Source organism: Pedobacter kyonggii, from assembly GCF_004310665.1.
Taxonomy (GTDB): domain Bacteria; phylum Bacteroidota; class Bacteroidia; order Sphingobacteriales; family Sphingobacteriaceae; genus Pedobacter; species Pedobacter kyonggii.
This window is the reverse complement of sequence record NZ_SIXF01000013.1, coordinates 25772-40182: the sequence shown is the minus strand read 5'-3', so window position 1 is coordinate 40182 and position 14411 is coordinate 25772. Positions and strand designations below refer to the sequence as shown.

At 37.8% G+C, this 14411-nt stretch carries 16 protein-coding genes; 7 read left to right on the top strand and 9 right to left on the bottom strand.

Annotation, left to right across the window (positions count from 1 at the left end; genetic code table 11):
- The first annotated feature begins 93 nt into the window (after window positions 1–93).
- The 4 genes from EYS08_RS14275 to EYS08_RS14260 are packed head-to-tail and all read left to right on the top strand — an operon-like array spanning window position 94 to window position 3239.
- Window positions 94–378 (top strand): hypothetical protein, encoded by a 285-nt coding sequence (locus EYS08_RS14275; RefSeq protein WP_131030678.1) that lies wholly within the window; start codon window positions 94–96, stop codon window positions 376–378.
- A 4-nt stretch (window positions 379–382) separates the two neighbouring features.
- Complete coding sequence (locus EYS08_RS14270; protein ID WP_131030677.1) at window positions 383–1234, top strand: hypothetical protein; 852 nt, start codon at window positions 383–385, stop codon at window positions 1232–1234.
- A gap of 5 nt (window positions 1235–1239) precedes the next feature.
- Window positions 1240–1920: a response regulator transcription factor gene (locus tag EYS08_RS14265; RefSeq protein ID WP_131030676.1), complete on the top strand. Its 681-nt coding sequence runs from the start codon at window positions 1240–1242 to the stop codon at window positions 1918–1920.
- Window positions 1917–3239 carry a sensor histidine kinase gene (locus tag EYS08_RS14260; protein WP_131030675.1) on the top strand — a complete coding sequence of 441 codons (1323 nt, stop codon included), beginning with the start codon at window positions 1917–1919 and terminating at the stop codon, window positions 3237–3239. The genes EYS08_RS14265 and EYS08_RS14260 overlap by 4 nt, the downstream gene beginning before the upstream one ends.
- Before the next feature lie 41 nt (window positions 3240–3280).
- Here EYS08_RS14260 and EYS08_RS14255 read toward each other — a convergent pair whose 3' ends face one another.
- On the bottom strand, window positions 3281–4012 hold the full coding sequence (locus tag EYS08_RS14255) for a DUF3667 domain-containing protein (protein WP_131030674.1): 732 nt from the start codon (window positions 4010–4012) through the stop codon (window positions 3281–3283).
- A gap of 5 nt (window positions 4013–4017) precedes the next feature.
- Entirely contained in the window at window positions 4018–4263 is a 246-nt protein-coding gene (locus EYS08_RS14250; RefSeq protein ID WP_131030673.1) for a hypothetical protein, read from the bottom strand.
- Window positions 4264–4350: 87 nt separating this feature from the next.
- Between EYS08_RS14250 and EYS08_RS14245 the strand changes: the two genes are divergently transcribed.
- Entirely contained in the window at window positions 4351–5112 is a 762-nt protein-coding gene (locus tag EYS08_RS14245) for a response regulator transcription factor (protein ID WP_131030672.1), read from the top strand.
- 75 nt (window positions 5113–5187) lie between these two features.
- Here the strand turns inward: EYS08_RS14245 and EYS08_RS14240 are convergent, their stop codons facing one another.
- Window positions 5188–5928: an SDR family NAD(P)-dependent oxidoreductase gene (locus EYS08_RS14240; RefSeq protein WP_131030671.1), complete on the bottom strand. Its 741-nt coding sequence runs from the start codon at window positions 5926–5928 to the stop codon at window positions 5188–5190.
- Window positions 5929–6020: 92 nt separating this feature from the next.
- Here EYS08_RS14240 and EYS08_RS14235 point away from each other — a divergent pair, with 92 nt between their 5' ends.
- Together EYS08_RS14235 and EYS08_RS14230 are read left to right on the top strand one after the other, a co-directional pair.
- Entirely contained in the window at window positions 6021–6413 is a 393-nt protein-coding gene (locus tag EYS08_RS14235) for a winged helix-turn-helix transcriptional regulator (RefSeq protein ID WP_131030670.1), read from the top strand.
- Window positions 6414–6559: 146 nt separating this feature from the next.
- The gene (locus EYS08_RS14230; protein ID WP_244215958.1) at window positions 6560–7018 is read left to right on the top strand and encodes a DinB family protein; all 459 of its coding nucleotides are present in this window, start codon (window positions 6560–6562) and stop codon (window positions 7016–7018) included.
- A 339-nt stretch (window positions 7019–7357) separates the two neighbouring features.
- Here EYS08_RS14230 and EYS08_RS14225 read toward each other — a convergent pair whose 3' ends face one another.
- The 6 genes from EYS08_RS14225 to EYS08_RS14200 form a co-directional block, all read right to left on the bottom strand.
- Window positions 7358–8326, bottom strand: coding sequence for a helix-turn-helix transcriptional regulator (locus tag EYS08_RS14225; protein ID WP_131030668.1), 969 nt, complete (start codon window positions 8324–8326; stop codon window positions 7358–7360).
- A 51-nt stretch (window positions 8327–8377) separates the two neighbouring features.
- Window positions 8378–9028 (bottom strand): YdeI/OmpD-associated family protein, encoded by a 651-nt coding sequence (locus EYS08_RS14220; RefSeq protein WP_131030667.1) that lies wholly within the window; start codon window positions 9026–9028, stop codon window positions 8378–8380.
- A gap of 721 nt (window positions 9029–9749) precedes the next feature.
- A complete protein-coding gene (locus EYS08_RS14215) occupies window positions 9750–11486 on the bottom strand; it encodes an STN and carboxypeptidase regulatory-like domain-containing protein (RefSeq protein WP_131030666.1) in 1737 nt (578 codons plus the stop codon).
- The gene (locus EYS08_RS14210; RefSeq protein WP_131030665.1) at window positions 11486–12445 is read right to left on the bottom strand and encodes a FecR family protein; all 960 of its coding nucleotides are present in this window, start codon (window positions 12443–12445) and stop codon (window positions 11486–11488) included. The genes EYS08_RS14215 and EYS08_RS14210 overlap by 1 nt, the downstream gene beginning before the upstream one ends.
- 10 nt (window positions 12446–12455) lie before the next feature.
- Window positions 12456–13058 carry an RNA polymerase sigma-70 factor gene (locus tag EYS08_RS14205; protein WP_244215957.1) on the bottom strand — a complete coding sequence of 201 codons (603 nt, stop codon included), beginning with the start codon at window positions 13056–13058 and terminating at the stop codon, window positions 12456–12458.
- A 93-nt stretch (window positions 13059–13151) separates the two neighbouring features.
- Window positions 13152–14246: a hypothetical protein gene (locus EYS08_RS14200; RefSeq protein WP_131030664.1), complete on the bottom strand. Its 1095-nt coding sequence runs from the start codon at window positions 14244–14246 to the stop codon at window positions 13152–13154.
- Between the last annotated feature and the right edge of the window lie 165 nt (window positions 14247–14411).

Genomic DNA, 14411 nt, shown 5'->3' with positions numbered 1-14411 from the left:
GCCATTCTACTTTTGAAATGTGAGCGCACCATGTATGGTGGTTTTTAGGTAGGGTTTACCTCTTAGGGGGTAAACTTTTTTTATATTTATAAAATGATCCGATTCGCCATTATTTTTTGCCTGGCAATTGTCCCGTTATCGGGTGTTTTTGCCGTGCAACAAGATTCTACCACTTTAACTGTTTCAAATCAGCAGGAAGAACTGCTTAAAAAACAGGATAAGAAAAAAAAAGACAAGCAGCCTGAAAATCAAAAACCAGAGCCGCTCCAGATCAAAAAAGTACCAAAAGCCAAAAAACAGCTAAAACCCATGGCGGTAAAGCCTAATGTAAAGGTAAAACCCATCAAGATTATTAAACCTAAGATTAAAAGGCCATAAATATATGCGCATCCGTCTCTTGATTTTCTTCTCATTTTTGGTGATATCGAATGTAAAGGCACAGCAAGATTCTACAAAAGCTACGCTTACACTCGCAGCCATGTACAATAGTAACATCAATTATTACGGACAGGTTACCCCTGAAAAATACCCGTATGTACTCTTTAACGCTACCTTACGGTTTCCAAGCGGTTTATATTTTTCGGGCGGTGGTTATAAGCTCTTAAACTATGGCTCTACCATTTCGGAAACAGATTTGGGCGTAGGTTACGATTATGATTTTAATGAAAAATTTACCGCCGGACTAGCTTATACCCATTCTTTTTTTCCTGCTAATTCTCCTTTGCTCCAGGCATCCAATAACAATAACATCAATGCATCGGCTGCCTACCAATGGCCTTGGTTTAAAACAGATCTTAGTCTCGATTTGGCCTTCGGAAAGCAAACCGATGGATTTATTAGTTTTGGGAACTCAAAAGAAATTGAACTGGGAACGGTGTTCAACCAAAAGAACCTTATTTCAATTACACCAGCTATAGAAATTACAGCAGGCACAACCCACTTTTATGAAACCTATATCATCGAAAAAAACAAAAGGCAGAACTCGAATGGGAATGGAAAGGGAAAAAGTGATACCGCTCCCGGAATCGTTAACGGGAGCACCACTGAGGTAGTTGAAAATACGGTCAACCAGTTTAAACTATTGTCTTACAATTTTAAGTTACCTTTAAACTGGAGTAATGGAAATTTCCTTGCAGAAGCCAGTTATCAATTCTCCATACTTGGAAACAGAAAAGAAGAAAACGTAAAACACCAACAATCTTTCTTTGGTTTAGCAGTTTACTACCAATTTTAATCCGCATGAAGGTACTGATTATAGAAGATGAAAAAACGCTTGCCTTTGAAATGGAAAAGTTTCTTAAAAAGGCTTTCTTCTTGTGCGATATGGCCCATAGTTTTAAACAGGGTTTTAATAAGCTAGAGCTAAACCAATATGATTATGTGCTTATTGATTTAGGTTTGCCAGATGGCGACGGCTTTGAACTGCTTAGCAAGGCGAAGAAAAGCAATCCTGATGCCGCTTACATTATTCTTACGGCCAGGGGTAAATTAGAAGACCGCGTGGCGGGCTTAGACATGGGGGCGGACGATTATTTAGCGAAACCCTTCTTTTTACCAGAACTTCAATCGCGCATGCAAGCCATAGCAAGGCGAAAGTTTAACATTACCGAAGAATTAATTCCCCTCGGAAACTTTAGCATCGATCTGCAAAAACGCTTTGTATTTTTTGAGGAAGAGCAGATTGAACTTTCGCGCAAAGAATTTGATCTTTTAAGTTACCTTTTGCTGCACAAAAACAGGGTGCTTACCAGAATACAATTGAGCGAACATATTTGGGGCAACTTTGTAGATGATGATTACGATTCGAACTACATTGATGCACACATTAAAAATATCAGAAAGAAATTAAATGTTTACGCCCCTACCGAATGGTTAGAAACCGTTAGAGGCGTTGGTTATAGAATTAAAAAAGTAATTTGAAACTATCTACTAAACTTACTTTATTTATTACTGGATCTAAACTTGCCATTGTAGGCCTGTTTATCCTATTGCTTCCTTTTCTCATCGGGCAGGTTGCTTCTAACTACACCAACTTTTCACTTAGAAACCAGCAAAAAAAAGTACTCCAAAACATCAACAAAAACGGAATAGATTATTACTTCGAAGGCGATAACAGTTATGGCAGCTACACCATGCTGAAAGATGAATACATTGCACTCGAAATGGTAGCACAAACACTAAAATTAGATACCATACGCGATACCAAACGGATTGTAGAACAAGATACGATCGCTTATCGGGTACTGAGTTTTACTTTTCAAAAAAACCAAAAAAACTACCTCTTAGAAATCGGTAAAACCACTGCCAGTATCAACCTTTACAATGATGCGCTCCAACGTTTTGCCTTATATGTGCTCATCATTCTTATTGCCCTGAGTATTATCATAGATTTGATTTTTACCCGTCAGTTAATCAAACCACTTGGTCAGATTATCAAATTAAGGCTAATTAATAGCCGGTTTCCCTTTAAAAAGAAACATGGCCATATTAACACCAGTACGCAAGACTTTAAATACCTTGATCATTCACTCATTTCGTTAATGGACCAGATCAACGAGGCTTTTGAAAAGGAGCGGGAATTTACGGCCAATGCCTCGCATGAGTTTATGACGCCCATTAGTATATTACAAAACAAGATGGAAAACCTGCTTACTGAAGAATCGGCATCAGAAGCGGTACAGGAACATATTGTTGATATGATGAAAACACTGGAGCGGTTAAAGAAAATATCGCGTTCGCTCTTGCTCATTTCGAGAATAGAAAATGAGCAATTCTCTAAGCAGGAAGAGATAGAACCGCAAACACTCTTTAATGAAATAGTGGAAGAAATAAGCCATAGGCTTGAAGAAAAAAACATTCAGATCGACATCAACCTTAGCCACAATAAGCGTTTAAGCCACATCAATCATGATCTTTTGTTTCAGCTCTTTTATAACTTAATTAACAATGCCATTAAGTTTAACAAAGAAAATGGAAGTATACAGATTTCTGATCATCTTGAAAAAGGTTATTATTGCATTCAGGTTAGCGATAGTGGCCAGGGCATTAAAGCAGAAGACATACCACATGTATTTGACCGTTTTAAAAAAACCGGTCATGCCGAAAATGCGGGTTATGGGTTAGGGCTTGCCATTGTAAAAAGCATAGCGAATTACCTTAACTTAAAGATTCAGGTGAATTCAATACCGGGGGAGGGAACAAGTTTTAAAGTTATTTTCGAAGCAGCGCAACGCGAATAATTTGATCAGGAAGGAATGGCAATGCCTTATTATTTGCGTAATTAATGTTTTATCAATACATCGACTAAAACGCCCAAAAGCACTAACACAAGGCCAAATGTTAACATCCCCAAGCTATAAGCAATAATTGCTTTTAGGTAGCTTCCTACTTTTTTCCCGTTAAAAAACTGTGCAATTGCCCATGTGGTATAGACTGCTCCTGTAACGCCCGAAACTTTCATGAAACTGATTTTACTAAGTCCTTCGGCAATGGCAAAAACAGAAATGATTAACATGCCAATTCCCATCACAAAACACAGCAGTATCAATATTTCGAAGAAGTTGTAGTTATATTTTTTAAAAAATAATTTTAACCACAAGGAAATGCAAACGCCCATTAAAATATTGGCATAACCATAATGCCCCTGTACCCAATCGAAAATTAAACCAATGCTTGTTTTTTTTACCTCCTTAAATTCAACATACCCTTCTTCAATATGGAAGAAATGACTTATTACCGTATAAATTAATGAGCTAACGACGATAAATATAACCGGCTTTACCAAGCGGCTCCGGTTCTCGGTAATGAATGTTCTGATATTTTGGCCAGGCCTGATGAGCAGTTCTTTTACGGTAAACAATATTCCTTTTTCAAAATGTAGAATATGTTGCATTTCGTGTAGGATATAGTGCGCATCTACTCTTTTAACATGCACTGGCTGGCCGCAATGTCCGCAAAATTTATCATTTACAATGTGGCTGCAGTTTCTGCAATTTATTAGATCAGGATGCATATAATTTATTGATTAATATTTGTTGCATTACGTAATCTGATCTCATCATTTACCGATTTTAAGGAGATGTAAATAGGTAACCAGGTGATGGGCAACACCATTGCTGGGATGAATAACACCAGTTTTGCCCTGAGAAAAAACAAGGCTAAAAAGATAAGCACTCCTAATATGATAAATCCAATTAAAGCACCCTTTAACTTCGACTTGGTTTTGTTTAATTCCGCCAAGCTTAATTCAGACCATTTTTTCATCTTTCAAAATCTTTTCTGTAAAAGTGGGTAAAAAAACATTCTCAAAGGCTACACTTTAGTGTAAATTTGCTATTAAGCGCCCCCTAAATGAAAAATACCACTACCTCCGTTCTGCTGACCAAAAATAAGGTTGAAAAAATATCAACCAAAGACCTTCTTCAGCAACAAGATTACATGGAAGCTATAAAAGCTTTTGCACGTTTAACCTACGAAAGCATATATGTTATCGATTACGAAAAAATGGTGTTTGAGTATGTTTCAGAAAACCCCTTGTTTTTATGTGGTTATTCGCCAGAAGAGGTATTGGATTTAGGCTATGAATTCTATTTTAAAAATGTTCCTGAAAAGGATCTTGCATTATTGAGTCTGATTAACGAAGCCGGATTTGATTTTTTCGAAAAACTGCCTGATGAAGAAAAAAAACAATACAGCATTACTTACGATTTTCATCTGATTAACCAGGAAGGTAAAGCCACGCTGATTAACCATAAACTTACTCCCTTATTTTTAACTGGCGAAGGTAAAATATGGAAAGCGATGTGTATTGTCTCCATCTCGCACCACCAGCAGGCGGGTAACATCTATATTTACAAACAAGGCAGCGATGAGCTGTGGGAACTGAATACCACAAATAAAATCTGGCAGAAATCAGCGAAACCAAAACTCAGCAAGAGGGAAATCGAAATATTGCAACTGCACGCCCAGGGCTTAACCATTAACCAAATTGCCGAAAAAATATTTGCCGCCCCCGATACTGTAAAGTATTATAGGCGGCGGATTTTTGAACGACTGAAGGTGAATAATATGGTTGAAGCACTTTCACGTGCAGTTAATGGTAAGATAATTTAGTCTCATCCATTTTTTTACAATATTTTGGTCGGGAATTGCCGCCCCGACCAAAACCTGACTTTATTGGTGAACATCTTAAGCGTTCAACCCACCATCAATTGTTAAAAACGAACCGGTGATGTATCTGGCTTCTTCACTTGCAATAAAGCTTACAAATGCTGCAATATCTTCTACCGTACCGTAATCTGGCAAAGCCATACGGGTTCTCAAGAAATCAGCCAATGGTGCATCGGCGGGATTCATATCGGTATTGATTGGTCCGGGCTGAATCAGGTTTACCGTAATTTTCCTGGCACCAAGATCGCGTGCTAAACCTCGTGTAAAACCCTGAAGTGCCGATTTGCTCATGGTATACAAAGTAGTTTCAGGACCAACCGCGTTATCGCCCATGTTACTGCCAATGGTAATGATCCGGCCACCTTCTGGCATGCCTTTTACCGCAGCCAAAGCGGCCACAAAAACTGCTTGTACATTAACGGCCATAATTTCGTTATAATCTTCAAGGGTATGTTCTTCAAAGGCTTTGCCAATGTAAATACCGGCATTATTGATCAGGATATCGATGTGGCCAAAATCAGCAATTGTTTTAGCCACTGCGCCAGTTACTTCAGCTGGTACCGTGCTGCTTGCTTTTAATGCCACAGCAAGCCCACCCGCAGCTTCAACTTCAGCCACTACGGCCAAAGCTTTTTCTAGTGAATTGGCATAAGTAAATACCACTTTTGCACCTTCGGCAGCTAATCTTTTTACAATCGCTGCACCTATGCCCCGGCTTCCTCCGGTTACCAAAGCAATTTTATCTGTTAATTTTTTCATCTGTATTCTTTAAATTTTCTACTAAATTAAAAGAGATACTTTACATTTGCAGGTAAGCAACAAATTGTTAGGTACTAACAAAAAAGTAAGAAATGAGAAAAGAAACATCAACCAATGCTTTGAACGAAAAAATGATGATCGACAGCTGTGGCATGTCCTCATCGCTGGCGGTAATCGGCGGAAGGTGGAAACCTGCCATATTGTGCCGCCTTTCTTATGGTACCATGCGCTATGGCGAGCTTAAAAAAGACATTATCGGCATATCAGAACGGATGTTGGTGGCGCAGTTAAGAGAACTGGAAAAAGACCAGATTATTACCCGGGTTGTTTTTCCGGAAGTGCCACCAAGGGTAGAATATCGTCTAACTGATTTGGGCCGTACCATGAAACCGATGCTGGATGCGATGTCTGACTGGGGAAATATGTACCGGAAACACATCAACCAAACACAAGATTTATCTGGTGCCGTAGCAATAGAGCAGTAAAGGGGTCTTGGGGCTTGCTTTCATATTCTAAAAATAAATAGAAATTTAAATAAAAAATAACATGCTGTTTTTCGACTGACAAACTGTTGTCATAAGCCAGTCTTAGCTTTGTTCTATTAAATTAATATAACATAATGTCAGCAACTATGATTACTAAAAACGAATTACTACAGCATTGGTTAGGCCACAGAAAACTAACCAGAAAAACCATTGAAAAATTTCCTGAAAAAGATTTGTTCGAGTTTTCGGTCGGTGGGATGAGGCCTTTTTCTTCATTAATTAAAGAGTTGTTATCGATTAATGTTCCTGGTTTGAAAGAAATGGTCACCAGAGAAACAGCTCCTTTTAGTCATGATCTTCCGTTTAATAGCAAAGAAGAGCTACTAGCAAAATGGGATGAGGATACCCCAAAAATTGTGGAATACTTTAACCAAATCTCTGAAGATCAGCTTCACGAAACAATTAAATTATTCGGGCAGTACGAGTTTTCGATCATTAGCCACCTTTTGTATTTCATTGATAACGAAATACATCACCGCGGGCAAGGCTTTGTATATTTAAGGGCATTAGGCATTGAGCCTCCATTTTTCTGGGACCGTTATTAAACAATAAAAAGGTTTATGATAAGTTGTAATTTCCTTTGGTCTTTGTCACGTTGAATCGGGACAATTAGTCGAAACGTCTTGGGATACATTTAAACAGTGCCCTTGATTCGCTACTATTGGCAAATTCCAATATAAGAGTCGTCATCTCCGAAGCAACGCGGAGCGGAGAGATCTTTGAACTATGTTACCGAAAGTTTAAAGATCTCTCCTCCAAAGGAGTTCCTTTGGAACACTACGGTCGAAATGACGATAATTTGAGACCGTTTATCTCCTCACAATTCACTGTTATTTATATCGATTTTATAAAATAAATCATCCCTCAGCACGACAATTCTATATTTATGATACAACCTCTTTGTTTTTTATTCTCTTTAAACCAGCTTCCATTATTTCAATCAGCTCATTGTTTAAATGGGCTGGTTCTATAATCTCGGCAACATCAGCAAATTTAACAAACCAGCGGACAAAAGAAACAACAGAAAGGGAACATTCGAAATACATGACCACAAAATCATCTGAAATTTCTTCGCTTATAAATCCGAAAATCTGTCGTTCCCAATACAGAAAATGTGCATACTTCCGGTCTACCTTAATTTCGACTTTCATGATATTTTCAGATAGACTTTTATCCCTAAATTCATTAATTGGTGGGTGTGTAATGGTGAAGTTTTCTTCGAGCACTAAAACTTTTTTAATCCTGTCTAACCTAAAATTGCGGTAATCTTTCCTTAAATGGCAATAGGCTAAAAGATACCAAAAGTTGTGTTCGTAGAATACACCAATTGGTTCTACCGACCGACTAACCGTATGCATATCACCACTCTTGAGGTAATCGATATGGGTTATTTTTTTCTTTAAGGTACTATTGAGTAAAACATCGATAATGTTAGGCAGGTAATCATTAGATTTAAAGTCGTTTTTAAGGTGTATGGTATCTTCTAAATGCAGGAAATCTCTTTTTTGATTCACCTGAAATGAACTTTTTATTTTGATAAGTGCCGCCTCAAAATATTTTTTGACAAATTCGGTTTCATGTTTCTGCATCACTTTTTCGGCAACCATTAAACTGAGAATTTCTTCCTGACTGAACCTTGATGGCTGCAGTCTAAACCCTTCCATAATTGAATAGCCAGATCCTGATTCATTTACGATCGGAATACCAGCAACCTCAAGGGCTTTTAAATCCCTGTAAATTGTTCTTAAACTGATTTCGAACCGCTTTTGTAATTCTACTGTAGTGACTACAGATTTAGACTGTAATAGAAAAAATATCTGTAATATCCGGTCAAATCTTTTGGTAATATCCATTTTTAAAAATGTAGGTATTTAATTATACAGCTAATTTAGATGGTTTGCCCGTTAACGGAGAAATTGCTTTGGCAATACGTTTTCTGACGAAGATTTTATGAGTTCAAAAATTCTGTTTTGCCGGGTTTCTGATTTTTTGGCGAGTACAATCCATTGCAGGATGGATTTCTTAACCGATTTACTAAGACTCAGAAAAAAAATCTTTGCATCTTTTCTGTTTTTAAATTCTGCCGCTAAATCTTTAGGTATTTTAAGTGTTTCTACGGCATCCAGGGCGGTCCATGCCCCATTTTGTTTGGCCTTTTTAATGGTTTCTAAACCTGCTTTTGCGATAAGTTTTTGTGCCAACAGGCGCTTTACCTTTTCCTTATTAATTTTCGACCAAACACTATTGGTTTTCCGTTTACAGAAAAACTGCATAAACCGCTCCTTATCTATAGGCTTTTTTATACTGTCTATCCAGCCAAAACACAGGGCCTCATCTACAGCTTCGCTCCAGGTAATACTTGGCAAACCAGAACCCTTTTTGCCATAAACAAGCCAAACCGACGATCTAAGTTCATGATTGGCTGCTAACCAATCCCGCCATTCTTTGATGTTGATGGGACAAAAAGTTTCTATATCTTTCACTCTGTTTTCCACTATTTCGCAATTAATAGAATAATTTTCAGGAACAGTTGATCCCTCAATTATTTTAACCATGCAGCAAATTTAGCAGTTGGAGTGACAACCCTATGGCAGTTGTGATTTTATCTTTTATTAAACCCTTAGAAAACAATTTTCATTCAGTTTGAGGAAACTCTCCTTCTTTATCTGGATAATAGATTTAAAAGGCATAAACAAAATGAACTTAATCAATATTACAACAAATGCCCACAATTCAAACAGCGAAACCAGTAAAATCCTCTGCCAGGAACTGGTTCGACTCAAGTTTCTATGCCGCTACTTAGCCACTTTTCTAATAAAAAACAGTTTAATATTTCACTATTGTTTTGGAAAGCAAATGCAGATGCTATTTTCAGTGTTCCTCCTGCTTTCCGTTACAAGTCCTCGTTACACTCCGGGCTTTTCTCTCCAATCAGGTTTATTGAACATATAAGCACAGCTATTGAGGGTAAATAGCTTGATGCAGATAATTTTCCGCTTATTATAATCGCAATAGCAACACTAATAGAAACGGAACGATTTATCAAATATAGGCGATAGTTATAATCACCATCCACAACAAACTGAACACACCTCCAAAATAAACCATAGGCATATTTTGTTTAAGGTTTTTCTTTATGAAGGCAGCATATATCATCCAACCAAAAAAGGCAATAAAATATAGCGGAACCGCGAATAATAACATAAAATTAAAAATTGGTAATCAAATATAGCCATTTAATTAATTGCAGTCATAAAATTGGCAAAAATAAACGATCTACAGAGCAACCATAACGCCAAAATACCAACCTAACCAGCCTTGTGCCCCGTTTTTAAAATGATGGCTCCAGGCAGGCGCCATTTCCTTTTTATAATTTTCGCCAGGAATAGCTTCTCCCTTCACGTAATATGAATAGGCAGGTCCAGCAAAAATAGCCAGCTTCGATAATGCGTTAAACTGCAGGTTTGCCTGTAGCCTGTAGAGGTTGCTTGCTTCTTCAAAATTACCGAGATATATGGATTGGACCGTTCCTTCGGCGGCAATAGCAAGACGTTTGTTTAATATAAAATCATGGCCAAGACCTAATCCAAAAGTAAATGCGCGTGCAGTATCTGAAAAATTTTTACCCGCAATTAATAAAGTATATAATTTGGCATTTCCGGTTTTAAAAGCGATGCTGGTATTAATGACCTCATTGGTATATACTGTTATTTTGCGGTAGCCATTATTGGATAAATTGATCAGACCGATACTGATGCCCGATGATGTATCGGCCAGATTTACCACACCCAGTTGAAAACCATCCATGTTTTTAGCTTGGTTAACCAACCCGGCAAGCTGCATGCCCTTTAAACGGCCTGAGGATTTATTCAATACACCCGCCAGCTGAACCCCTGTGGCATTTTTGCTCACATTAATCAGTCCGGCTACCTGTGCTCCTTTAACATCTTTGCCGGCAAGGTTCCCCACTCCGGCCAATTGTACTCCTCTTACCTTACTTTCTACTCTATTTAACAAACCAGCCGCCTGCAAACCGTCTACATTCATATTTACATCGTTATAGGCGCCAGAAAATTGGGTACCTTTTACTGATCCACCCACTATATTAAACAAGCCTGCTACCTGAATCTTTTTAATATCGCCTTTGGTTAAATTAAACGCACCCGCGATTTCAAAGCCATTTGTTCCGGCAGTATAACCACCAAGTATATTTAAAGATGCCTTGTTTACCACACTAGAACTCATGCTGCCATGCGAGCTTAAGCCAGGGGTAAAAGATGCCTGAAAAGGTGTTTGTGCCAAAAAATCAGGAATATTCAGATTCTGAATGCGTTGCTTTGAGGATAGCAAAAAGCGCCATATTCCACGTCCTCCAAAAGTGTTGGAGAAAAATGCGCCTTTCTCTTTGTCTGGATCTTCGTATTTCTCAGGTTTTATATTGATATCAGCCAGGAAAACCAGCGCTGTATCGCGATAGGTTTCTTTACTTGCCGTTAAAATTACGCCACTGTGCTCACCCCTAAAACGCAGGGTAAAATAACCGTTGTTATCTGTAAGCGCAGCCTGAAGCAGTTTTTTTTCGTAAACACTGGCCTGTTTAACTTTATTGCCTGTTCGGGTATCAACCACATAACCGCTTATTGCATACTCATTGTCGCCATTAGCAATGTGCGCTGCTTCTATTGTTAAATGATTTACAGCATAGCGTAAAATAATGTATTCGGCATTTTCTTTATAATCTACCTTACCATCAAATAGCTGATCTAAAACCTCGCGCACCGGAACATTTTTCACATTCAGGTTAACCAGGCTATCCTGTCTGAACAGCACACTATTGTAAGAAAAATAGAATCCACCCGCTTTGCTTATCATCTGCAAAACATTACCAACTCGTTCCTGTTTAACATTTAAGCTTACTCCTTTTGATAAATTCCTTCTATAATCGACTGTGGTAACCTGTGCACTACAATAGCCCGAAATAAAAAGCAATAAGATAATCAGTTTTGTCTTCATTATTTTTTATCAGACAACAAAATAATGTTGCCGTTACGGGTCAGGTTTAAATTTAAAGTTTCACAGGTAACGATCAGAATATCATTTAACGAACCCATTTTGAAAGTGGTGGTAATCGTTAAGTCTCTAACTTTATCATCTAACTTAATTTTACTTCCGTATGCTTCATTTAAAGTGTTGACCAGTTTCCATAACGGAAGGTTATTGCCCTGAATTAATCTGGTTCTGTAATAGTTGTAAAGCTGATCGGTACTTTGTTCTTTTACCAGTTTTTGGGTATTGCCGTCGATGTGGATTTTTTCACCCTTATAAAGCTTAATTTCATCATTGCCCAATCGAACCTTCACAATTCCGGTTTCTACGTTAATTTCAGTATCCTTTTTTATATGCTTAATGTTGAAGGAGGTACCTACTACTTCTACACTTATCTTTTCGATATCAATTACAAAAGGGTGCGTTTTATCTTTGGCCACATCAAAAAACACATCACCTCGTTCCAATTTCAGTTTTCTGTTGTTTTTAAAATTAGCTGCATAACTTATTTTAGTATTTTTGTTTAAGGTAAGTGCCGATCCATCAGGTAAGGCTTCGGTACGCACCTGGTAGGTAGCAGTGAGTTCAGTGTAACTTTCGGGGCTGTATAAATTATATGCAATCCATCCACCTACAGCAATAAATAAAACTGCTGCTATCCTTAGCCAAACTTTACTGGTAATTAACCGTTTGCTGTTGTCGCCTTCCTGTTTTAAATCTGCTCTTCTTGCCTTAAAACTTGTCCACGCCTGTTCTTCATCCCTTTTGTTTTCGTTTTTTAGGGTGTTGCTTACCTGCCAGATGGTTTCTAACTGCGTAAAATGCTTTTTATTGGCTTCGGCAGCATTTAGCCACTTTTCTACCTTTTCGTTTTCTTCTATAGTACTCTCTTTTAGAAGAACCTTTATCAATAATTCGTCAGTCATGCGCTTTCTTCTAATTAAAAAAATCGTTGTAATACCATAATCCGAGTAAAATTAACACCAGGAAATCGGCAAGTTTTAGTCTTAAAATCTTTAAAGCCTTTCCCATTTGATTTTCTACCGTTTTGATTGATAAACCTAAATGATCGGCAATTTCGCGGTATTTTAATTCTTCGAACCTGCTCATTTGAAAAATGGTGCGGCATTGCTCTGGTAAATGGTTTAGAGCATCTCTTAAATGCTGCTGTAGCTCTGTAAATTCGACTTTTGCCGCAGCAGGTTCATGTTCTGTATTCATGGTGTGTACCGTAAATTCCTGGTATTTGCTTTTGGTTTTTTCCTGTTTAATATAATTTAAACTATCGTTGTAAACACATTTGTAGAGGTATGCTTTTATAGATTGTATTTTAAGGCTCTCCCTTTTTTCCCAAAACTTTAAGAACATTCCCTGTACAATTTCCTCAGCAATATCTTCATCTTTTAAAATCACCTGAGCATAAGCGTGCAGCGCATTGTAATGCGTTTTGAACAAATGTTCAAATGCGGTATCATCATGATATTGATGGCTAATTTCGGAAGCTACTGCTGTTAATTCCACGGGTTTAATTGTAATCAAATATATATCTTTTAATAATTGAATGAGAGAAGAACAAATTGATTGAACATAAGATAATGCTTCATTTTCTCATTCAAAACTCAATCATTCATCTTAAAAACTAATTGCTAAGCCACCTGTGTAACCTAAAAACAGGGCGTTTAAGGTATTGTCTTTTCTATCCCAGCTTTTTACATAGTGTTTCTGTAAGGTTTTACCCTCTTCGGTATTGGTTGATACAAAATTGAATGATGGGCCTGCAAAAATTTCCAAATTTTGGCCTATCCTAAGTGACGGCAGTAGCTGAAAGGTAGATTTGAAATAATTGCCCCGTTTAAAGTTTTGCAATGAACCCGCGGTAAGTTCTGCATTTAGCCTAAAGTGTTCTGATTGAAAAAAGTGAGCACCTAAACCTGCTTCGAAAGCATAAACTTCATCTTTATTTTTAAAGTTATAACCAGCGCCGATAATACCGTATAATACTTTCCCGCCCGATCTGAATGTGGCCATGGTAGTTAAATTCTGATTGGTAGCTAAAGCAATACTTTTCTCACCGTTTTTAACAATATTGATAATCCCGATCGGGTAATCACTGCTATCGGCCACGTTAATAAAACCAGCAAGCTGAACGCCTTTCACTTTCTTTGCCACATTGATAAAACCTGCAATTTGTGATCCTTTTACATCGGCGGCTTTATTCATAAAACCAGCAACCTGCACAGCAGAAACATTTTTCGAAGTCCAGTTCATAAAACCAGCTACCTGAGCATCACTGTTTTCTTTTGAGATATTGGCGAAACCTGCAATAGCGGCCCCATTCCCTCCACCATAAGTATTGATAAAACCGGCAAACTGTGCACCACTTGCTTTGCCACCAATGTGGTTAGAAAAACCTGAGAACTGTGTACCACTTGCATTTTTACGTACAATATTGGAAAGACCTGCGAATGAGAGTCCTTTTTCTGCTGCCGAAACGCCAACCAATGCATTTAAAGAAAATACGTTTGTATCTAACGCGGCATGGGTTCCGTTGGTACTTACCGGGTACACTAAACCAATATTTACCTTCCCTTTTTTGCCTTCCTGTGCAAAACCATTTAACGCGGTGCTTAATAATACCGCTAAACCCAATGCTTTAACACCAGGTGTTTTTTTGAAGTTGATGTTTGTTGCAAAGCTGTTTTTAATTTTTGTCGAAGTTGTGTTCATTTCTGTTTAATTTTAAAATGAGACAATAAACACGACCCTTACCCCTACGTGCAGCAAAAAAATATTTCTGTGCTCCCCAATGCCATCAACTTAAGAGTTTAAGGCAAAAGAAAATTAACCACAGATAAAAAGGATAAACACAGATACAGTACTTAAATCTGTGTT